At 66.2% G+C, this 21,626-nt stretch carries 13 protein-coding genes and 1 pseudogene; 2 read left to right on the forward strand and 12 right to left on the reverse strand.

The window, feature by feature from the left end:
- Positions 1-863: 863 nt before the first annotated feature.
- The 12 genes and pseudogenes from EHS19_RS08725 to EHS19_RS08780 form a co-directional block, all read right to left on the reverse strand.
- Positions 864-1,907, reverse strand: coding sequence for a zinc-dependent alcohol dehydrogenase family protein (locus EHS19_RS08725; RefSeq protein ID WP_151917371.1), 1,044 nt, complete (start codon positions 1,905-1,907; stop codon positions 864-866).
- A 319-nt stretch (positions 1,908-2,226) separates the two neighbouring features.
- Entirely contained in the window at positions 2,227-2,928 is a 702-nt protein-coding gene (gene pyrE, locus EHS19_RS08730; RefSeq protein WP_151917372.1) for an orotate phosphoribosyltransferase, read from the reverse strand.
- Positions 2,929-3,092: 164 nt separating this feature from the next.
- The gene (locus tag EHS19_RS08735; protein WP_241677178.1) at positions 3,093-4,166 is read right to left on the reverse strand and encodes a dihydroorotate dehydrogenase; all 1,074 of its coding nucleotides are present in this window, start codon (positions 4,164-4,166) and stop codon (positions 3,093-3,095) included.
- 13 nt (positions 4,167-4,179) lie between these two features.
- On the reverse strand, positions 4,180-5,010 hold the full coding sequence (locus EHS19_RS08740) for a dihydroorotate dehydrogenase electron transfer subunit (protein WP_151917373.1): 831 nt from the start codon (positions 5,008-5,010) through the stop codon (positions 4,180-4,182).
- A 201-nt stretch (positions 5,011-5,211) separates the two neighbouring features.
- On the reverse strand, positions 5,212-6,198 hold the full coding sequence (pyrF, locus tag EHS19_RS08745; RefSeq protein ID WP_151917374.1) for an orotidine-5'-phosphate decarboxylase: 987 nt from the start codon (positions 6,196-6,198) through the stop codon (positions 5,212-5,214).
- A gap of 159 nt (positions 6,199-6,357) precedes the next feature.
- A complete protein-coding gene (locus EHS19_RS08750) occupies positions 6,358-7,818 on the reverse strand; it encodes a dihydroorotase (RefSeq protein ID WP_151917375.1) in 1,461 nt (486 codons plus the stop codon).
- Between the two features lie 97 nt (positions 7,819-7,915).
- Entirely contained in the window at positions 7,916-8,350 is a 435-nt protein-coding gene (locus EHS19_RS08755; protein ID WP_151917376.1) for an aspartate carbamoyltransferase regulatory subunit, read from the reverse strand.
- Positions 8,351-8,430: 80 nt separating this feature from the next.
- Positions 8,431-9,369 (reverse strand): annotated as a pseudogene (gene pyrB / locus EHS19_RS08760) (aspartate carbamoyltransferase); the annotation flags it as partial.
- A gap of 181 nt (positions 9,370-9,550) precedes the next feature.
- Positions 9,551-14,275, reverse strand: coding sequence for an FN3 associated domain-containing protein (locus tag EHS19_RS08765; protein ID WP_151917377.1), 4,725 nt, complete (start codon positions 14,273-14,275; stop codon positions 9,551-9,553).
- Between the two features lie 181 nt (positions 14,276-14,456).
- Positions 14,457-14,636 carry a hypothetical protein gene (locus EHS19_RS08770; protein WP_151917378.1) on the reverse strand — a complete coding sequence of 60 codons (180 nt, stop codon included), beginning with the start codon at positions 14,634-14,636 and terminating at the stop codon, positions 14,457-14,459.
- Positions 14,637-14,911: 275 nt separating this feature from the next.
- A complete protein-coding gene (gene proC / locus EHS19_RS08775) occupies positions 14,912-15,721 on the reverse strand; it encodes a pyrroline-5-carboxylate reductase (protein WP_151917379.1) in 810 nt (269 codons plus the stop codon).
- A gap of 128 nt (positions 15,722-15,849) precedes the next feature.
- The gene (locus EHS19_RS08780; RefSeq protein WP_151917380.1) at positions 15,850-17,241 is read right to left on the reverse strand and encodes an alpha/beta fold hydrolase; all 1,392 of its coding nucleotides are present in this window, start codon (positions 17,239-17,241) and stop codon (positions 15,850-15,852) included.
- A gap of 211 nt (positions 17,242-17,452) precedes the next feature.
- Here EHS19_RS08780 and EHS19_RS08785 point away from each other — a divergent pair, with 211 nt between their 5' ends.
- Both EHS19_RS08785 and EHS19_RS08790 read left to right on the forward strand, forming a co-directional pair.
- Positions 17,453-20,476, forward strand: coding sequence for a sensor histidine kinase (locus EHS19_RS08785; protein WP_151917381.1), 3,024 nt, complete (start codon positions 17,453-17,455; stop codon positions 20,474-20,476).
- A complete protein-coding gene (locus tag EHS19_RS08790; RefSeq protein WP_151917382.1) occupies positions 20,469-21,359 on the forward strand; it encodes a response regulator transcription factor in 891 nt (296 codons plus the stop codon). The genes EHS19_RS08785 and EHS19_RS08790 overlap by 8 nt, the downstream gene beginning before the upstream one ends.
- Positions 21,360-21,626: the final 267 nt, after the last annotated feature.

The raw sequence follows: 21,626 nt of genomic DNA on the forward strand, positions 1-21,626 counted from the left end.
GGAATTCCGCCATTTTGTAATTATTCAACACGATGATGGTTTTATCACGGTTTATCGTTCGCAGCCACGCGATGAGAAAACAGGCGTTTTTTGCATCGCGTGGCTGAACGAACCGCCACGACGCACGATGTGACCGATCACAACCGGTCGTGTGGCTGCAAAAACGACGCGAACAACGCAATGTAATCGGTCACACGACGCCCCGTGGTATACCACACAGCCACGCGATGAAAAAATGGGGCATTTCTCCATCGCGTGGCTGCGGCAACCCCAGCTGCGGCTACGACGCCATCAAGCCCAACGCAAGAGAATCTCGAAAAACCCCAAGCCCGAGAAAACCTTGCGCCACACGACCGCTCGGCGCAAGAGAATCTCGAACTCGCCACTTTCCCCGAGAATTTCTTGCGCAAATCCTCATTAATGGTCCGCCTCACTAATCTGTCTCACTAATCCTTGCGCTAAGGAAGTGCAAGCGAAGTGTCTAGCGACGCACGAGGAAGCGAGGAAGCACGAGCGAGAGAGGTATAGGAGGGGAGTCACAAAAGGGTGCCAGGGCAGAGGAGCCCCGCCCAGATTGCTCAGAGCACCCGTGAGAGGAGAGTCGAATAAGGATACCAGCGCAGGGACACCACTTTGCGCAGGTTCCATGGTTCTTTCTGGTCGTTGAGTTCCTGGTTGTTGAGCACCCTACCCGAAAAGCGGCCTTCCCCTACCATCCCAACGGCTCAGCAACGAACCACCACCCACGATGACAACAGAAGTGCATAATGCGTCAATATGCAAGGCGTCAGCATACAATGCGACGAGGCCGCCCAATCCACCCGGATGGACGGCCCCGCAAGAACCACAGCCGATCAGAGGAATCAGAAGCGGATGAGCGACTTGATGACCTTGCGCTGATCCATCGCCTCATAGGCGTCCTGAATATGATCGAGATCATATTCACCAGTGAACACGCGGCCCGGATTGATCGTGCCGTCGAGCACCGCCTGAAGCAATCCGGCGTGAAGATCGTAATGGCGTACCGGAGCGGGACCGCCCTTGATGCCGATGTTGCCGTAGAACGTGCCCTCGGCGCTGATCTCGACATCATGCGGCAGACCGACGCGTCCGATCACCCCGCCGCGGCGGATGAGGCCGACCGCCGTGTCGAACGACTGCTTGGAACCGACGCATTCGAGCACGGCGTCCGCACCATAGCCGCCAGTCATCTCCAGCACCCTGTCGATCGCCGCCTGATCGCGTTCGGGCACGATGTCGGTCGCGCCGAACTCACGCGCCAGCGCCGCGCGATCCTCATGCCGACTCATCGCGATGATGCGGCTCGCCCCGCGCATGTGCGCCGACAGCACGCCGCACAGTCCAACCGCGCCGTCGCCCATCACCACGGCCGTGTCGCCGCGCTTGACTTCGGCGGATGCGGCAGCGTGGTAGCCGGTCGACATCACGTCGGCGATCGTCAGCAGCGACGCGAGCGTCTCATCGGAGTAGTCCTCGGGTGAGCCGGGCACCACGACGACCGTGCCGTCGGCCTCGGGAACGCGCACATACTGAGCCTGGCTCGCACCGAAATAACCGCCGTGGGGGCACACCGACTCGAATCCGGCACGGCACACCGGGCACTTGCCGCAGCTGTACGGGAACGGCAGCACCACGAAATCGCCCGGCTTGACGGACTCGACGGCGGTACCGACCTGTTCGACCACGCCGATCGCCTCATGGCCGATCTGGCTGTTCCTTGGATGGTCGGACGCGCCGCGGAAATACCATAGATCCGAGCCGCACACGCAGGCACGCACCACACGCACCACGGCATCCGTATCCGCCTCGAGGCGCGCCTTCGGCACCTCATCGACGGTCATACGCCCGGGCTCCACGAAGATCGCGGCCTTCATCATCTCGCTCATGTCAATATCCTTCCGTTCATCTGATTCGACCGACGCCGCACCTCATGCACCGCGATCGAGACACCACATCCAAGACACCGCGCCCGAAACGCCACCGCACCCAAGGCGGCAGCCAACGAGGCACCGCCGCACTCAGGACGCGACGGCGACGGCCTTGCAATGCAGCATTGCAACACGGCATCTCAATGCAGCATTGCAAGGCCGCATCTCAACGCGGCATCGCATGTAACTTCCACACTAGACGATTTGCGCCCGACGACACAATAGCCGCGCTACGCCGTCAGCCATGCCTTGAGCGCATGGCTGCGATGAACCGGGCTCACGCGCCGTAGCGCTCCAGATACGCGTCGGCGGCGGTCTTGATCGACTCGGTCACGTACGGCTCGCCGGATGCGGTGGCGATGTGCCGTCCTGCCTCGAAGATCTCGCGCACGTTGGCGATGGCGAGCACCGGGAAGCCGAATTCGGCCTCGACGGCCTTGACCGCGGACAGATCGGAGTCGCGGGTCTTCTCCATGCGGTCAACGGACAGCACCAGTCCGACGATCTCGACATCGGCCTCGGCGCGCAGCTTCGGGACCACCTCGCGCACTGCGGTTCCGGCGGTCATCACGTCGTCGACGAGCAGCACCTTCATGCCGTCCTCGAGCTGCGTGCCGACCATCATGCCGCCGTCGCCGTGGTCCTTGCGCTCCTTGCGGTCGAACGTGTAGCCGACCTCCATGCCGTGCGCGCCGGTCAGTGCGATCGCGGTGGACACGGCCAGCGGAATGCCCTTGTAGGCCGGTCCGAACACGGTGTCGATGTGCTGCGACAGACGACCGGCCTTGATCTCCTCGGCGATCTTCTCCGCGTAGAACGCGCCGAGCGTGGCGATCTTGCGGCCGTCGTCGAACGCGCCCGCGTTGATGAAGTACGGCGACTTACGGCCTGATTTGAGCGTGAAGTCGCCGAATTTGAGCGCCTTGGATTCGAGCAGGAACTGGGTGAAGCGGATGTCGAGCGACGCGGTGTCGGTCATGTGCTGATCTCCTTGGTTGGTGATGATGCCGCCGCATGGCGGGCGGACTGCCGCGGTTTTCGCGGCTACCGAAATCTGTTGTTGTGTTTCCATGGTTTCGCGGTACCGCCGGACGTTCCTCCGAATGCGATGCTCCGCTCACAATGCGCCGCTCGCGGCATCGCTCAGCGCCAGGTCTTCCCGGCGGCGAGCTTGGCGGCGAGTTCGGGGCGCGCGTCAAGCAGATCGTCGAGTTCGCGGGCGACGCGCAGCGGGGCGACCGGATCGAACAGCGCGGCGGCGCCGACCTCGACCGCGTTCGCGCCGGCGTACAGGTATTCCAGCGCCTTCTCCCCCGAATCGATGCCGCCGATGCCGATGATCGGAATGTCCGGCAGCACGGTTCGCGTGCGGTAGACGGCGACCAGACCGATGGGCAGCACGGCCGGACCGGACACGCCGCCGGTGGTGTTCGCGATGATCGGCCTGCCGGTGCGGATGTCAATGCGCATGCCGAGCAGCGTGTTGATCATGCTCAGCGCGTCGGCGCCATGCTCGACCGCGGCGCGCGCCGGCACGGTGATGTCGGTGACGTTGGGCGTGAGCTTGACGATGATCGGCTTGTCGGTCAGCGGACGCAGCTTGTCCATGAGCGAGGCGAGCGCCACCGGATCGGTGCCGACGCTCATGCCGCCGTGGGTCACGTTGGGGCAGCTCACGTTGATCTCCAGCATGTCGGCGGCCGAGTCGGCGAGCTTCTCGGTGACCTGCACGTAGTCGTCGTCGCAGTGGCCGGCCACGTTGGCGACGACCAGCGCACCCGCCTTCTTGAGATCGGGCAGATCGTGCGCAAGATAGTGGTCGACTCCCGGGTTCTGCAATCCGACCGCGTTGAGATTCGATGCCGGCCCTTCGGCGGTGCGCGGACTGGGATTGCCCAGCCACGGCACCGGCGAGCAGCCCTTGGTGCTCACCGCGCCGAGCTGGCTGACGTCGTAGAACCAGCGCACGGCCGCATACTGGAACGTTCCGGATGCGGTCGCCACGGGGTTCTTCCACGGCACGCCGGCGACGCTGGTGCCGTGCTTCCATTCGTGCGGCTCATACAGGTTGATGTGACCGGGTTTCGAGGATGCGTTCGCGGTGGCGGCCGCATCCGCTGCGGTCGGGGCGGTCGGGGCGACCGGGGCCGCCTGGTCGGTCGCAGCCGCGGATGGATTCGGATTCACGATCGTACCTTCTGCCATGTCCTGTGTCATGTCATTCGCCATGTCACTGCCCCCATCCGAGCTGTTCGCGGGTGAACACCGGCCCGTCGGAACAGACCTTGAGCCGGCCCTCCACGGTATCGATCGTGCACAGCACGCAGGTGCCGTAGCCGCATCCCATGCGCTGCTCCATGCTCAGCTGGCATGCCAGATCGCGTGTGGCGGCCCATGCGGCGACCGCCTTCATCATCGGCAGCGGGCCGCAGGAGAGGATCACCGTCTCCAATCCGTCGACGGCGAGCTCGCCGCTGGTCTCCAGCCGGTCGAGCAGGGTGATGACATTGCCCTCCGATTCGTCGATGCTGACCGTACGGTCGGCGAACGGTTCGACGAAGCGGTCGGCGAAATGCTCATTGCGGTATCCGAACACCGCGGTCGTGCGCACCGCAGGGTCGGCGGCAAGCCGTTGTGCCGTGTAGATCAGCGGCGGCACGCCGAGTCCGCCCGCCACCAGCACGTAGTGGGCGGGCTTCCTGGTCGCGAACGGGCGGCCGAGCGGTCCGAGCACCTGGATCGCGTCGCCGGGGCGCATGGCGGCGAAATCCGCCGTGCCTTTGCCGACGATGGCGAAGATGACGCTCACGTCGTCGCCGTGCACCTCGCTGACGCCGAACGGTCGGGGCATTGGCATGAGCGGATCGTCGGTGAACAGGTTGACGAACTGCGCCGGGCGGGCGTGCGCGGCGATGTACGGGTCGCGGAAGGTGAGTCGAATCACGCGGTCGGCGAGTCGCTCGACCGCGGTGATCTCGACGGGGTGGCGCGGCGGGAAGTACCCGGCCGCCACGGCCTCGTCCACCACGTCATAGGTCGGGGTGAAGGTGGCTGTCATCATGCTCCTTGTCGGATTGATCTGACGGATTGCTGTGTCTGATTGCTGTTTTGCTTGCGTTGTTGGCTTGCGTTTTGGCTTGTTTTGCAGGCTGGATTTGCTGGCTTTTCTGGATTTGCTGGATTGCTTTGCTGGGGATTCGCGCGATGGGTCGCCGGTGGCGCGCCATGCGCATCCGGCAGCGCGCGTCCTACAGTGCGTAGCCTACAGCACCGCGCGAAGATCGTCGCGCATGGCGGTCGCAGCCTCGCGCGCGGTGTCGAACACGAGGGCGAGCGCGTCGTCCGCGGACATGTCCTTGCGGTAGCGACCGGATGTGCGCCAGGCGCCGATGATGCCGCGTGACGAGTTGACGATCGCGCCGGAGCCGTTTGCGTCGAACATGCCACGCACGTCGGCGGCGGTGCCGCCTTGGGCACCGTATCCGGGCACGAGGAAGAACGTGCGCGGCATGCGCTCGCGCAGCGCCCGCCCCTCCTGCGGATGCGTGGCGCCGACGACCGCGCCGACGCGCGAGTAGCCGTGTTCGCCGATCGTGTCGGCTCCCCAGCGTTCGACCAGATCGGCGACATGCTCGTAGACCTTGGAGCCGTCGGCCAGATCGAGCATCTGCAGTTCGCTGGATGAGGGGTTCGAGGTGCGCACGAGCACGAACAGGTCCTTGTCGGCCGTCTTGGCGGCGTCGACGAACGGGGTGATGCCGTCCGTGCCGAGATATGGATTGACGGTGACGGCATCCACGTGCCACGGATCATGCGCACCGGCCCCGGCACTGCCGGCCTCGGCGGATGCGCCGGCGTTGACTCCGGTGAGCATGTGCGCGTAGGCGGCGGCGGTGGAGCCGATGTCGCCGCGTTTGACGTCGGCGAGCACGTAGAGGCCCTGCTCGGCCGCGTACTCGCAGGTCATCGTGTACACGTCGATGCCGGCCGGGCCGAGCGCCTCGTACATGGCGATCTGCGGTTTGACGGCGGGCACGATGCCCGCGACCGCGTCGATGATCGTGCGGTTGAACTCATAGAAGGCGACGGCGAGCTGGGCCGCGGGCGCCTCCTCGGGCGTGTCCACCGAGTCGCGCACCTCGTCGGCGAAGCTCGCGACCACCTGCGCCGGCACGAGCGCCTCGGTCGGGTCGAGTCCGACGACGCTGGGGTTCTGGGTTCTTTCGATCGCGTCGATGAGACGATCCATGACGATTCCTTTCCTTGCCTGTACTTCTGCTCCTGCTGCCTACTGCCACCCACCTATGGCCGCCTGCTGTTGCGAAACGCGGCGATCGCCTGCATCGGCGACCGGCCGGCCGCGCCTTGCTGGCAGCCGCGCCGACTGGCAGCTACATCGGCCGACGTTCTACCGCAGACGGCTGAACGCCAGTTCCCCGCCGATGATGGTGGCCAGAGGCCGCCCGGTGACGTTCCATCCGCCGAACGGGGTGTTGCGCGCCTTGGAGTGGAATGCGGAGGGGTCCACCTGCCATGCCTCGGCGGTGTCGAGCACGACCAATCCGATGTCGGAGGCGTCAAGCGCGGTGGACGCATCGGTCAAGTCGAGCAGACGCTTGGCTCCCGGCTCGCGGGATGCGTCGGTGTCGCTGTCGAGCAGCGCGGCGATGTCGGTGGCCTCGTGGCCCATCAGCCGCATCGGGGCGACGCTCATCAGCTCGATGAGCCGGGCATCACTGATGTAGCCGCCGTCCACGAGCGTGGCGTGGCACACGCCGTACGCGCATTCGAGTCCGATGATGCCGTTGGGGGCGTCGAGGAATCCGCGCGCCTTCTCCTCCATCGTATGCGGAGCGTGATCGGTGGCGAGCATGTCGACGGTGCCGTCCGCCACGGCCTCACAGGTGGCGCGTCGGTCGGCCTCGCTGCGCAGCGGAGGATTCATCTTGGCGAGCGTGCCGTATTCGAGCAGCGCCTCGTCGCACAGCGCCAAATAGTGCGGCGCGGTCTCGCAGGTGATCGGCAGCCCTTCGGCCTTGGCGGCGTGGATCGCCTCGAAGCTGCCCGCCGTGCTCACATGCTGGAAGTGCACGTGCACGCCGGTCTCGCGGGCCTTGGCGATGTCGCGCGTGACGATGTTGAGCTCGGTGTCCTCGGGGATGCCCGGCACGCCGAGCCGTCGGGAGACCGGCCCCTCGTTGACCGCGCCCGTGTCGTGGTGCTCGCAGTGCTCGATGAGCGGCAGTCCGGACTGTTCGGCGAGCGTGAACACCGCGTCCAGCGTCGCCGGGGTGACGGCCGAGCCGTCGTCGCTGATCGCGGTGACCGGGTGCGCGAGCTGCGCCTCGTCCTTGTCTGCCTCGTCGATGCCGGGCATGTATCGACGCCACTTCGCAAGCTCGGTCGCCTCGCGGCCCGCGCGGCCCTTGGACGCGCACACGCACAGGTCGTAGCGCACCGGCAGCGTGACATCGTGCGCCTCGCCGTAGTGCTGCAGATAGTCGATGACGGTCCCATACCCGGCGTCGATCACTTCGCGTGCGCCCGGCGCATTCGGGTCGTCGAGCCGTTCGCCATCCATCGCGGGCACGGTGTTCGGCATGATGAGCACGTCGGTGTATCCGCCGGACGCCGCCGCCGCGCAGCCGGAGACCATCGACTCCTTGTAGGTCTGGCCGGGATCGCGGAAATGCACGTGCGGATCGGCGAAACCGGGCGCGAGCGTGAGCCCGCCGGCATCGATCTCGGCATCCGCAAACCCGGCGGAGCGGGAACGCTCCCCCTCCAGCAGCGCATGCGGCGCGACCGGCACCCGCACGTCGATGATCTCGTCGGTGTTCCACACCCTGATGTTACGCAGCGTAGGCATGTCGGCTCCTTGCAGCTTGGCGGCCTGATATGGCGGTTGATATGGATGCAAACGACCCGGTCGGCTGGTTGCCCCGGCCGTCCGGGTCGCTCCGGCTTTACAGCTTGGCTTCCTCGTCGCAGTAGTCGCAGCGGTACTCCTGGCGGCCGGAGTGCGTCAGATGGAACATCTGGTCGATGCCGCGCTCGGTGGTGGTCACGCAGCGCGGGTTGCGGCAGGTGAGGATGTTGACCACATGCTCGGGCAGGGTCGGCGTCTTCTTCTCGACGATGCGGCCGCCGCGCACGATGCCGACGGTCGCCGTGCGCGCGACGAGTCCAAGCACGTCCAGATCGATGGCGGGCGTCTTCTTGCCGTCCTCGTCCTCGATCTTGATGATGTCCTTCGTGCCGTACAGATGACTGTCGGTGTTCATGATGAGGGCGAGCTTGGTCTTCGCCGGATTGATCTTGAGATATTCCAGCACCTTGAGCGCGGTGCCGGCCGGCACATGGTCGATGATGATGCCGTTCTGTACGCTGGTGACCTCCATCAGGCCCGGACCTCCTTGGCGTCGATCGTGGAAACGGAATCGGAAGAATCGGAAGAATCGTAAGAATCGGAAGCGGATTCAAGCGGCTCGTAGCCGGGCAGTTCGTCGCCCACCACGGAGCTTTCGAGCGCCATGCGCATGAGCATGCCGTTCTTGACCTGCTCGAAGTAGGCGGCGCGCGGATCGTCGTCGACCTCGACGGCGATCTCGTTGACGCGCGGCAGCGGGTGGAGCACGGCCATGCGCGGCTTGGCGAGGGAGAGCTTGTCCTCGTCGAGGATGTAGGTGTCACGCAGACGCAGATAGTCGTCCTCGTTGAAGAAGCGCTCCTTCTGCACGCGGGTCATGTACAGCACGTCGAGATCGCCGATCACGGAGGCGAGGTCGCGCACCTCGACATAGGAGCACGACGGGGTGGCGTCGATGCGGTCGAGCACGTACTGCGGGGTCTTGAGCTCGTCGGGGCTGATGAGCACGAAGCGCACGTTGCCGAACCGGCACAGGGTCTCGATCAGCGAGTGCACGGTGCGGCCGAACATCAGATCGCCGCACAGGCCGACGGTCAGATCGGTGACGCGGCCGAAGCGCGACTGCAGCGTGGCGAGGTCGGCGAGGGTCTGCGTGGGATGCATGTGGCCGCCGTCGCCGGCGTTGATGACCGGTACCGACGCGGCGCGCGCGGCGACGAGCGCGGCACCCTCCTTGGGATGACGGATCGCAACCACGTCGACGTAGTTCGACACGGTCTTGAGCGTATCGGCGATCGACTCGCCCTTGGACACGGATGCCAGCTGTGCGCCGGCGAAGCCGATGACCTTGCCGCCGAGACGCAGCATCGCGGTCTCGAAGCTCAGTCGCGTGCGGGTGCTCGGTTCGTAGAACAGCGTGGCGAGCACTCTGCCGTCGCAGGTGTGCGCCACCTCCCTGCGATGCGCGTCGATGTACTGCGCCTTATGCAGCAGCTCTCGAATCTGGCGAATGGAAAGATCATCGAGCGAAATGACGCTTTTGCCGACCATCGGCGTCTCAGCCGACCCATCTGTAACTGACACGGCTCACCTTTCTAGCGTGAAGCGGACAAGGTGGCCACAGAAGTGACCTATGCGACTATACACGCCGCTCTCCCCCGCCGCCGCATCGGCGTGCATCGCGTGTCGCGGGCGCAGCTGCGGCGGCGAGGAAGGAGTCAGGAGACGCGCGTCAGCCCAACTGGGCGAGGATGCCGCGCGCGTACGCGATCTCGTCGTCGCCGGCGCCCGACCCTTCGGCGACGATTCGCTCGGCAACGTCACGCACCGAACGCACGCGCGTCTCGTCGGTGAGCGTCACCGGCGTGCCGTCCTCGGTCACATACCTCGCCCACAGCTGCGCGTGGATGTCGGTGCGGTAGTCGCCGGCGAGGAAGCCGGTGAGCACCAGATTCGACGTGAACGAGCCGTCGTCGCCGTCGATGCGGTTGCGTCCGGCGAGCGTGCGGTTGAGATCGTCGCTGCCGACGCCGAACCGCCATCCCCATGCGCTCACCGTGGTGCCGTCGAACGGGCGCACCCGGTAGCCCATGCGCAGACTGGTGCGCGTGTAGTCGATGCCGCCTTCGGCGTTGCGGTAGTCGGCGCGCAGCGAACCGCCGCGGAATTCGAACAGGCCGGTCGCGTCGACGAATCGCGGCCAGGCGACGCCGCTGGTCATCTCGTCGGGAATCGCGCTCGTCAGCGCCTTGTCGAGATACCATCCGGCGAACGCCTTACCCTCCGGCGCGGCCGGCGCGGTCCAGTCCTTGGAGTCGGGGGCCGCGCGATACGGGTCGATGACGCATGCGGCGCTGCCGTCGCAGGGTGCGGCCTTCCACTGCGCGGTCAGCGTTATGGTGCCGTTCGCCGCGGCGAGGTCGCTCACCTGCGCCGAATCCGCGTAGCTGTTGCCGTCGGAGCCCTTCCATCCGGCGAACGCGTAGCCGGGCGCGCTGTAGGCCACGGCGGGCAGCATCGTCGTCACGCCGCGGTACAGGGTCGCGTCGGCCATCGTGCCGCTCGGCGTGACGCCCGCGGCCGGGCTTCCCGGCTCGAAGCGCACGGTGTAGCTCGGCAGGGCCGCCTCGCTGAGCACCTCGACCTTGACGGTGTGGATTCTCTGGTCGATCGTGTAGTTGCCGAGCCAGTTCTGGCTGCTCGTGTAGACGAGCGTGTTGGGATTGCCGATGAGCGTCACCTTGTAGCCGGCTGGCACGGCCACGCTGCGGATGTTCTCATAGTGCTTGCCGAGCTGCTCGGCACCGGTGTACGTGCCGGGGGCGAGTTCCAGCTTGTCGCCGCCGAATCCGGAAGGCCCCCACATCGCGGTGTAGACGGTTACCTTGCGCGTCGCCGTCCAGCTGGCGCTCGCCACGTCGCTGGGAAGGTAGCCGCTGCGGTAGGCGCGCGCCCTGATGGTCATCGAGTCGCCGGTGAAGCGGATCGCGTCGCCGACCGAGTATCGCGTGCCGTTAGCGTTGGTCGGCTCGCTGCCGTCGAGCGTGTAGTACACGGTCACGTCGCGGCCGATCTCGCCGGCGCCGGCGGTGATCACGTACGCCATGTCGCCGCCGCTGGTCGTGGGCTTGCCGCCCGCATCGACCGCCGTCGCGGCGATCGATGGCTTGGCGGTCTTGCCCAGCGCGGCGGTCACGTCGTCGGCGACGATGCTGATCGGCGTGGTCTCGCCCGCCCAGTCGAAGGCGTCGATCTCGAAGCGGTCGGGCGTGGCCGTGCACTGCTCGCATTCGATCGTCACGACGGCGCTGGGCACGCCCTTGATGGTCATGTCGCCGTTGGTCAGCGCCACGACGGTGGGCTTGATGCTCTCGTCCTTCGGGGTGATCGTCGCCTTGGCGCTCACCTTGCCGCCCGCATTGCCGGACGTGCCGTCGCCGGCCGATGCGCCGGCCAGAATCGTCACGTCGAGTTTGAGATCGATCGTCTTGGCGATCGCGACCCGCTTGCTGGCGTTGAGCCGCACGTCGTAGGCGAGGACCTCGTAGTCGGGCACATGGTCGCCGGGCGAGACGCTGAACGTGCCGTCGGTCGAATAGCCGGCGACCTCGCCGTCCGCGTAGAGCCGCCATGCGGTGGTGGATTTGGCGGCTGCGGCGTCCTTCATCGTGGCGGTGATGTCGATGCCGCCCTTCGCGTTTCGCTTCGCGGTGACGGTGGGGGTCGGCAGGTGCGACGTATCGTAGCCGGTCGCGCCGTTGAACGTCTGCACGTCGGATGCGGTCGTGTAGTATTCGAGCGGCTTGTCGAACGACGGGTATCGGGCGGCGAACTCATTCGCCTTGTCACCGACCGTCACGTTCAGTCGCCCGAACACCTCGGCCATGTTGAATCCGGTGACCTCGCTGAACGCGGCCACCATGCGGTCGCGCTTCGAGGAGCCGACCTCGTTGTATCGGCTCGGATTCTCGCGCACGAGCCGGTAGATCGTTCCGAGCGTGCCGTACTCCTTGATCTGCGCGACGATCGACTGGTCGTGTTCGAGGCCGTCGGCCGCGTAGTCGTATTCGTCGAAGTAGCGCAGCACCTGCCATCGCAGCATCACCGCCATGAACACGTCGCTCCAGTCGATCGTCGCGTTCTCGGCCGCCTCGCCGCCGGCGGCGCGCGCGGCAAGGAATTTCTGGTATGCCGGCAGCGCCCTGTTGGAGATGTCGCCGTGATACGTGGTGATCTTGAATTCGCCGCCCTCCTTGGCGACGCGCGCCTTCTCGGCGCGCACACGGCCCCACAGCGAGATGAGGTTGTTGGTCTCCTCGCCGATCGCGATCGGCCCCAGATCGACGGTGTGCCCATACTCGTGGTCGAGTCCCCAGCCGTCGGGGTCGGTGCCGTCGAGCAGCGCGGACGTGGCGCCGATCGGCAGCGACTGCAGATACGCGTAGGCGAACATGGTGGACGGGGACGTGAGGTTCTCGGACGATTCGGTGACGACCCGCATCCTGGTGCGATGGTGAACCGGGTTGGCGTCCTTGTCGTTGAATCCCATGATGTGGTCGAAGTAGGCGAGGCGGTCCGAGGTCTCGTGCTCGGCCTTGGTGATGTAGGCGACGGCCGACGCCTCGTCCTTGATGCCGGCGAGCATGGTCACGGCGTTTCTGGCACTGGTGGTGAGCACGGTCTGGCCGATCATCAGGCCGGTCATGTTGGCGTCGAGCGTCGGATCGGACGCGAGGTTGCCGACGTAGTTGGTGACCGTGTCCACGTTCTTCGCGTATTCGCGCAGTTCGACCACGTAGTCCCAGAATCGTTCGGGATGGTTCGCATCGTACACGTAGTACGGGTACTGGCCGAGCGTGGTGCCGACGACCGGCCGCGCGTCGGAGGCGTCGGCGGCCTCGATGCGGATGCGCGCCCGCCCGGTGCCGTAGTTGCGCGCGAACAGCGCATAGCCGACCGTGCTGCTGGTCACGTTGGCGAGCGTGCGGTCGTTGGCGCCGTTGGAGAAGCCGCTGAATCGGTCGGGAACGAAGATCATCTGGTAGCTGTTGGAGTCGAAGTGGCCTGATTCGCGGAAGGTGAATCTGACGTCGGCGGGGTTGTCGGCCTCGACGTAGACGCGGAATGCGCCGTTCGTGCCGGGGCGCACGTAGAAGCCGGTGAAGTCCATGTTGTCGAACTGGTAGCCCTGCTGGGTGCGGCGCTGTTCGACATCCATGCTGCCCAGTCGGCTCAGTTCGATGACGCTCGCGTCGACCTGCTCGCGGTGGGCTTCCAGATAGGTGCGCTTGGCGTCGATCGCGTCGAGTTTCGCCGCATAGACGGCCTTGTCGTCGTCGCTGACGCCGCTGAGCGCGGCGAGCTGCCGCCTGACGTCGGCGATCGCGTCGGCGGTGGAGAATTCGTCGATGAGTTCGGTCTCAAGCCCGTCGGTGAACGGGTTGGCGATCCTGTCGAGCAGTTCGTCCACGTTGCCGATCGCCACGTTCGCGCCGTTCGCCACCAGTCGGCGCGAGGTGCCGTCCGCGTTGACGGCGCGCAGCAGCGACAGCGATTCGGCGGCGAGCTCCTTGCTGGGGAACGCGGCCACGACCCGGCCGACCGTCCATTCGGATGCGGCGAGGGTGAGCGGCGCGTCGGCGGTGTGCGCGGTCAGCTCGGCGGTGACGGTGACGCGGGCGGTTCCGTTGAGCGTGATGCGGTCGGCTACGCGGCCTGCGCCGCCGATGCGCACGTTGCCGTTGGCGGCCTGCGTGACCGTGTTGACCGTGCCGGATTCGACGCGCAGCGTGCCGCCGCCGCGTACGGTGACGCCGCCGACGCATTCGCTCATCGTCGCGCCGGCGAACACGACCGTGCCGCCGTTGATCTCGATAACGCCTTTGGACAGGTTGGTTGCGTTGAGCGCGTGCAGGTCGACGCCGTTGCCGAGCGTGACGGTCGCCGAACCGGCGGTGTAGAACGCGGCCATGCCGGATGCCGCGCCCGCGCCCTCGAAGGTGAGCGTGGCGTTGTCGGCGGCCTCGAAGACGAGCCCGCCCGTGTCCATCGCGACCATGTGGATGCCGACGGTGCGCGTGATGGTCGCGTCCGACGTGGCGCGCACGGTGACGGTCTTCGCGGTGGTGATCGTAAGGCGTTCGGTCAGCGCGATGTCGCCGCCGATGGTCACGACATCGCCGTTCTTCGCCGCGGCAAGCGCATCCTTGAGCGTGTCGTATGCGGTGTCGCCGATCGCGATGCGCGGCGATTCGCCGGTCGCGGTCGGCAATGCGTCGGCGATGGGCTGCGCGGCATCGTTATTGTTGATTGCATCAGTGCCGACCGTGGTCGAATCGGCCGTGGCGGATGGCGTTGCCGGCGTCGGCTGCGCGTAGGCGCCGGCCGCCGTTCCTGTGCACAGTGCGACGGCGAGCAGCGCCGCGCTGATGATGATATGGCCCTTGCGTCGGTGCACGGGTGTCTCCTTTGCGATCGTGTCGTGCCGTGGTGGCGCGGGTTGAGCGGTCGGTATGCGTATTGGCTGGATTCGTGGCCGGCGTGATCGGGCGTATTCGGCACGGTCGTCGTTCGCCGATGCCGCACGCCACATGATCAGATGCCGACGTCGGTAGGATTCAAGCGCGCCGCGTCCATCGTCAGTCGGTGACCGACCAGGCCTGCGTGCCCGGGTGCACCGGAATGCAATTGTCTGCTCCGCTGCCCGCCTGGGAATCCGTGCAGCTGTCGCAGATCACGTCTTGCGGCTCCATCATGATCACGCTGATCGTAGGGGCCGCATAGGGGCGTGTCGTGTCGTGCGGACGAACCATCGTCATCGTTCTGCTCCTTGTCTCGGTGCGCCGCGTGACGGCCCACATCTCCAATGTCGCGCGGCGCCGCGAACGATCATGCAGCAGATGCAGGCTTCGAGACGCACTCTGCATGTATATCCGATCGCCGGGACGGGTCGGCACACGATGCCAGTCGCCGTCCAAAGACGCCGCCGCTGAAGCCGGACGGGGATGATCGCCGACCGATGCTGATCGACGCTGACCGGCACCAGCCGACGCGCATCGGCGCGCATCGGCCGCATGCCGGCAGGTCAGCGATATCAGCGCATGATCGCGTCGACGCCGTCGATGACCGCGCCTCGGAAACCGGATTTCTCCAGCTGGGCGACGCCGCGGATCGTGGTGCCGCCGGGCGAGCAGACGGCGTCCTTCATCACACCGGGATGGTCGCCGGTGGCGATGGCGAGCGCGCCGACGCCCTCGACCATCTTCGCGGCGAGACGGTAGGCGGTGGCACGCTGCAGCCCGTATTGCACGCCGGCATCGCCCAGCGCCTCGATGTACATGTCGGTGAACGCGGGCGCGCATCCGGCGATCACCATCGCGATGGTCATATGCGCCGAATCGACGCGTTCGATGAGGCTGATCGGCGCGAACAACGACTCGAATACGGCCCGCTGCGCGTCGGTGAGCGTGTTGTCGGTCTCGGTGACGAGCACTCCCCTGCCGACCGCCATCGGCGTGTTGGGGATCGTGCATTGGATGTGCATGTTCGCGAAGGCGTCGGCGAACAGGGCGCGGTATTTCGCCAGATCCCAGCCGGCCGCGATCGAGACGACGAAGTGGCCTGGCTTGGCGAGCTCGTCGGCGATCGGCGCGACCACCGTCTCGATCTGATACGGCTTGATCGCGATGACGACGACGTCGGCCGCGGCGGCTACCTCGGCGGCCGAATGCAGCGGACGGGCGCCGATGAGCGCCGTGGTGCGCTCCAGCTTGTCCCAGTGGGCGGCGCAGGCGACGATATGGCCGCCTTCGACGACGCCCGCATCGACGAGACCGCGGGCGATCGCCTGGGCCATGTTGCCGTATCCGATGAATCCGATGGTGATGTTGTCGAGAGTGCTCATGACGTGCTCCTATGTGTTGGTGTTCTCGTGGATTCGTGATGCTGGCGTCCGTCGCCGTTCGCCACGTTCGCCGTGGATGCGGCGGATGCGGCGGATGCGCACGCCGTGTGCACGACGTGCGCCACGTGTCAGCGCCGGAACAGCGCGGCGAGATCGCCGCGATCCAGCGCCTCGGCGTACAGATGTGCGAACACGCGGTCGCCGTGGTTGCCGTCGTGCTCGAACTCGTTGGTCACCCAATAGTGCGAGTTGCCGACGCGGCTGAGCGTGTCGAGCTGCAGGCCGGAATCGACGTACATGTCGTCGAAGTAGACCGCGGCCTCGAGCGGCACCTCGTTGCGGGCGAGCTGCGGCTCGTCGTAGATGACGCCGAATCGCGTGTCCTCCATGAGCACGTCCATCGCCGCACGGAACGGGCGCAATGCCGCCTCGTGCTCGAACATCCACGGGAACATCGCCTCGCCGGTGAACGTGAGCGGGCGCGCGCCGGTCGAGAATTCGGCATGCCGGTCGCGCACGCGCTGCGCCGCCCAGCGGATCGGCTCGTCCAGTTCGCCGTTCGCGTAGATGAACTCCTGCAGCGGCCAGTACAGCGGCCGCGACGACGTGGCGTTCATCACCGATGCCATGAACTCGTCGGACAGCGGCGAGTCGGCGGACACGGAACCGTCGCCGTCAAGGAACGCCTCGTCGAAGATCCAATGCACGCGCTCGAAGCTGGGCTTCATGCCGAAACCGGAGCCGAGGCACTGGAGCCGCTCGACCGTAAGCGGATCGCCGTCGGGCAGTCTCGGCACGTCGGCGGCGGCCTGACGGCTTGGCGAGGACAGATCGGCCACCGAGGGCAGACGGTCGGCGACCGCAGCCACCCGGTCGACGTCCTGCGGATAGCGCGCGTAGAACTGCGCGGTCTTGGTGGCCATGCGCGGGAACGTATGCTCATACACCTCGGTCGCATCAGCCGGCACATGCGGAATGCCGCCGCAGGTGAAGCTCGCCGTGATGCCCTGCGGGTAGAGCGACAGATAGGTGAGCGTCAGGAAGCCGCCGTAGCTTTGACCAAGCGTCACCCATGAGGCGCCGCCGAACTCGGTGCGGCGCAGATGCTCGAAATCACGCACGATCGAATCGGCGAGAAAACGCTTGAGATAGTCGGCCTGCACGCGAGCGCCGGCATCGGCGAGACGGCTCATCGCATGCGTGTCCACGCGACTGGAACGCCCGGTGCCGCGCTGATCGGGCAGAATCACGCGAAAATGCCTGATCGCCTCGGCGATCCAGCCATCCGACGTCGGATTGAGCGGGCGCGGCGACGCACCGCCCGGACCACCCTGCAGATAGATCAGCAGCGGCAGCTCATCATGCACATGCTCCGGCGCGGTGACCACACGATAGAACAGGCTGAGCGCCTCGCCGTCGAATCCGCGCCCCGGCTCATGGCCGGACCAGTCCAACGGCACCTTGATCGCATGATCCTCGACATGCAGCCCCGGCACATAATAGTCGGCGAGCAACGTCATATCGTCCCCTTTCGCTCGGCTTCGCCACAGGAAGCCCTGTTCACACCATAGCCATCATGCCACCGCGGGCGCGCCGCGACAACCGCCGATCCCATTGCCAGGCCCCGTGCCGACCCGCCGCCGACCTTGTACCGGCCCGCCGCCGATTCCCGCCGATATCAACCCACCGTACGATGGCGACCCGGCGACGATTCCGCTACGCTGGTCATCCATGGCATTGCATTGGACAGGCGTTCGCAGGCGGGGGTGCGCGCGGGCGACGTCGCAACCCGACGACCGGACGCGCACGCGCACGCAGCGCACCTCGCGCGAATCAGGCGACGACTCCAATGCGCAATGCAATCCCAATGCGCAATACGGCACCAATGCACGCGGCGACCGCGCACGCACACTGATCATCGACACCCTCACCGCGCTGGCGCTGATCGCACTGTCCGCGATCATCACCGGCGCATACGTCGGCTCGCCCGGCCTGCTATTCGCATACGACACCCCCGGCCCGGTCCTGCTGTGGACGATCCTCATGACCGCGCCGATGGCCATACGCCGCATCCACCCCCAGATCGCCGCGGCCACGTTCGCCGTCATGGCCGTCCTCCAACTCATCGCCGGCCCGTCGCTGATCTACGCCGACTTCATGTCACTGCCCCTGCTGTACTCCGTGATGCTGCGCGGGAACCCTCGCAACACGCGCAAGTTCATCGTGACGGCACTCGCAACCGGCACGCTGGCGAGCGCAGTGATCGTATGGGCGGGCGAAGCCACCCCGATGCTCGCCCCATACATCTCGGCCGAGGATCTGGCGCAATACCCCGAACTGAACCAACTTACGACCACGCTCGCGTACAACAGCTGCCGACTGGTCTACGCGCAGGGCGAGGTCAGCGCCGACTGCCTTCGTCTGGTCACTCAGGAGGCGCTCGCCGTATGGGCGGCGATAACGGCATGCATCGTCTCGATCATCATCATCGCATTCTGGCAGCGGGCGAAGCTGGCGACGGTGCGCATGATGCGCGAGCGCAACGCGGCGCTCGAGGCGAGCGAACAGGAGGAGAAGCGCATCGCGGCGCTCGCCGAGCGGGCTCGCATCGCCCGGGACATGCATGACGTGGTGGCGCATACGCTGTCGATCATCATCGTGCAGTCCGATGGCGGCCAGTATGCGGGGGCGGATGATCCGGTCATCGCGCGGCGCACGATGGAGACGATTCGACGCGAATCCGAGCGCGCGCTGCATGATATGAGGCGTCTGCTCGGCGTGTTCGGCGGGCCGCGGCACGCCGATTATGCGGATGTCGATGCACTGGTCGCCCAGGCGCGCGCCGCGGCGAATCCAGGATGCACGATCGAACGCGTGATCGAGGGGACGGCGGCTCCGACGCGGCTGAGCGGGCCGACGAGCGTTGCCGTCTACCGGCTGGTTCAGGAGGCGCTCACCAACATCCGCAAATATGCGGGGCCGGGCGCGCATGCGACTATTCGGGAGCGTTGGGATGCCGATGCGCTGACCGTCACCGTGGCGGATGACGGGCGGGGCGCGGCGGCAGGGCTTGACGGGCATAAGGCTGGTTATGGGCTGATCGGCATGAGGGAGCGCATTGCCGCGGTGGGCGGCAGCGCGGATGCCGGGCCGCGGCTCGGCGGGGGCTTCGCCGTGCATGCGGTCGTGCCGCTGGGCGGGGCTGCGGCTGGGGCGGCTGGAGCAGCTGCGTCGGCTGGGGCTGCGTCGGCTGGGGCGGCGACGGCGCATGACGAGAGCGACGCGATCATGCAGCCGAATCGCGCCGTCGGAAGCGGCACCATCATCAGCGGCGCGATCAGCAACGCCATCAATGGCAGCACTGCCGAATCGACAGCAGCCGAGTCGGCGGATCGCGCATCGGGCGGGAACGCGGCCGCAGCGTCGCCGGCGCCTTCCGGGCCAGCACCAGCCGACCCGACGCCAGCGCAACGGACATCGCCGCCGACTCCGCAGCCTCCATCGGCTCCGCAGCCTCCACCGGCTCCACCGACTTCTTCGCGACGCACATCGCCGTGGCCGTCGATCATCGCCAGCCTGCGTTCCAAGCCCATCGCCCAGGCGGTCGGTGGCGAAGGCATGCGCCTTAATTATGTGGAGCGACTGTCGCAATGGTGCGAACGCCACTATCTGCTGACGGACACGATCATCGCGCTGCTGCTTGCCGTGCTGCTCGCCGGTTTTGGAAGCACGTTCTCGCTGTACTTCGCTGGTTGGGGGACGGATGACGATCTTGCCGTGCAGCATCGCATGATCGCGTTCATGATGATTCTTCCGCTGGCATTGCGCCGGCGTTTCCCGGAGACCACGGCGGCGATGGTCTCGGTTCTCGCCGTACTTCAGCTGATCGCATTGCAGCCGATCAGCGTTTCGGACCTGCTGGCGCCGGTGGCGCTGTATTCGGCGGTGCTCTACGGCCGCCCCGGCACATGGAAGTGGACCGGCGCGGCTTCGATGGGCGTGTCCGTGCTGTTCGGCGGCAAGGTGGCGGTCTCGTCGCTCGGATACGGCAGCATACTGCGCTGGATCGCCGGGACGCCGGACACGCCGTTCCCACTGCCGTACAGCATGCGAAGCGTCGCGTTCAATTCGATATCTTGGACGATCGCGCTGGCGCTCATCTGCGTCGGCACGATCATGCTCGCCCGTTGGCATCGCTCGCGTGGAGCGAACGTGCTCGTGCTGCAGGCGCGTGAGGATGCGCTGCGATTGGAGCAGCGCAAGCAGCGTACGCTCGCCGCGAACATGGAGCGCAATCGCATCAGCGGCAGGATTCAGACGGAGGTGACCGACACGCTGACGCGCGTCATCGATCAGGCCGATCAGGGCATTCGTCGGCTGGACGAAGCCGAGGCGAGCGGCGTGCGGCCAGGCGCCGAGGAGATCGCCTCCTCGTTCGAGGCGATCGGCGATCAGGGGCGCGACGCGCTGGCGCACATGCGGCAACTGCTCGGCATGCTGCGCGAAACGGGGTTCAGCGACGAAGCGCACGGCGGCGCGGATGGCGACGAGGCTGCGGGCTTTGACGACGGTGGCGCAGCGGAGTCGCGCGCCGGGAACAATGGAGCAGCGATGCGACTGCACCCGGCCGCCCCACTCGACGAGCAGTTGCGCCATGCGGCGCGTGCACGCCGTGCGGATGGAGACGACCGCGTATTCGGCGCAGCACACAACGTGACGGACGGGCGCGAAGGGTACAGTGGTGAGCATGAGTGACAATGACAGGATTCGAGTGGTGATCGCCGACGATCAGGAGCTGGTGCGCGTCGGTTTTGCCATGGTGATCGGCTCGCAGAAGGACATGCAGGTGGTCGGTCAGGCGGCGGATGGCGCGCAGGCGGTCGAGGCCGCCGAATCGCTGCATCCCGACGTGGTGCTCATGGACGTGCGCATGCCCGGCATGGACGGCATCGAGGCGACGCAGCGCATCACCACAGGGCAGAATGGAGTGCGGCCGACGCGCGTGATCATTCTGACGACGTTCGATCTGGATGAATATGTGATGGCCGCGATCAACGCAGGAGCGTCGGGATTCCTGCTCAAGGACACGCGCCCGGCGACGCTGCTCAGCTCGATACGCACCGTGTTCGACGGCAATGCGATCATCGCGCCGACAGCCACCAAGCGACTCATCGAGAAGATGATGGAGGATGGCTATGCGCGAAACGGTTCGGCGGCAGCCGCTGGCGCAGGTGCTGGTGCCGGAGCTGGTGCTGGAGCTAGTGCGGGTGCGTTTGCGGGCGCTGTCGGTGTTCGCCCGCTGGCAGGTGCCGCACGGGTTGGTGGCGTCTCCGCCGATGGCGGCGCTGCTGGCGCTGCTGATGGTGCTGGCGGTGGCATGATTGAAGGTAGCACGACGGTCGGCGGGCATGCGGTGGATGCCGGATGCTACACCGATCCGGAGCTTGATCTGCTGACCGAGCGCGAACGTGAGGTGCTCATCGAGATCGCGCATGGTCTGAGCAATCAGGAGATCGCCGCCAAACTGTTCATCAGTCTGCCGACCGTCAAGACGCATGTGGCGCATATCCTCGCCAAGATCAACGCGCGTGACCGCGTGCAGGCGGTCGTTTTCGCCTACGACAACCATCTGGTGTAGCGAGCATCTGGTGTAGCACCCATCTGGTGTAGCGAGCTTCGACACGATGGGCTCCGATGCTGCCCGCCGCGGCAGCCTCAGTGAACAAAATTCGGGAAATTCGCCGCTTTCTCCCGAATAATGATCACTGAGACCATCTCAGCGAACAAAATTCGGGAAACAAACCCACTGCTCCCGAATTCCGATCGCTACGAGACGCTCAGCGAACAAAACTCGGGAGATCAACCAACAATCCCCGAATAATGATCGCTGACAACACGCCCCGAA

This window comes from Bifidobacterium jacchi, from assembly GCF_009078285.1.
In the GTDB taxonomy this organism is placed as follows: Bacteria; Actinomycetota; Actinomycetes; order Actinomycetales; family Bifidobacteriaceae; genus Bifidobacterium; species Bifidobacterium jacchi.

Excerpts from the sequence above, each read along its gene's own strand:
- EHS19_RS08750 (WP_151917375.1), bottom strand. The coding sequence starts at position 7,818 with ATGCCTACGCTGCGTAACATCAGGGTGTGGAACACCGACGAGATCATC.
- EHS19_RS08785 (WP_151917381.1), top strand. The coding sequence starts at position 17,453 with ATGGCATTGCATTGGACAGGCGTTCGCAGGCGGGGGTGCGCGCGGGCG.
- EHS19_RS08735 (WP_241677178.1), bottom strand. The coding sequence starts at position 4,166 with ATGACACAGGACATGGCAGAAGGTACGATCGTGAATCCGAATCCATCC.
- EHS19_RS08740 (WP_151917373.1), bottom strand. The coding sequence starts at position 5,010 with ATGATGACAGCCACCTTCACCCCGACCTATGACGTGGTGGACGAGGCC.
- EHS19_RS08755 (WP_151917376.1), bottom strand. The coding sequence starts at position 8,350 with ATGGAGGTCACCAGCGTACAGAACGGCATCATCATCGACCATGTGCCG.
- pyrF (WP_151917374.1), bottom strand. The coding sequence starts at position 6,198 with ATGGATCGTCTCATCGACGCGATCGAAAGAACCCAGAACCCCAGCGTC.
- EHS19_RS08780 (WP_151917380.1), bottom strand. The coding sequence starts at position 17,241 with ATGACGTTGCTCGCCGACTATTATGTGCCGGGGCTGCATGTCGAGGAT.
- proC (WP_151917379.1), bottom strand. The coding sequence starts at position 15,721 with ATGAGCACTCTCGACAACATCACCATCGGATTCATCGGATACGGCAAC.
- EHS19_RS08725 (WP_151917371.1), bottom strand. The coding sequence starts at position 1,907 with ATGAGCGAGATGATGAAGGCCGCGATCTTCGTGGAGCCCGGGCGTATG.
- pyrE (WP_151917372.1), bottom strand. The coding sequence starts at position 2,928 with ATGACCGACACCGCGTCGCTCGACATCCGCTTCACCCAGTTCCTGCTC.
- EHS19_RS08790 (WP_151917382.1), top strand. The coding sequence starts at position 20,469 with ATGAGTGACAATGACAGGATTCGAGTGGTGATCGCCGACGATCAGGAG.
- EHS19_RS08770 (WP_151917378.1), bottom strand. The coding sequence starts at position 14,636 with ATGACGATGGTTCGTCCGCACGACACGACACGCCCCTATGCGGCCCCT.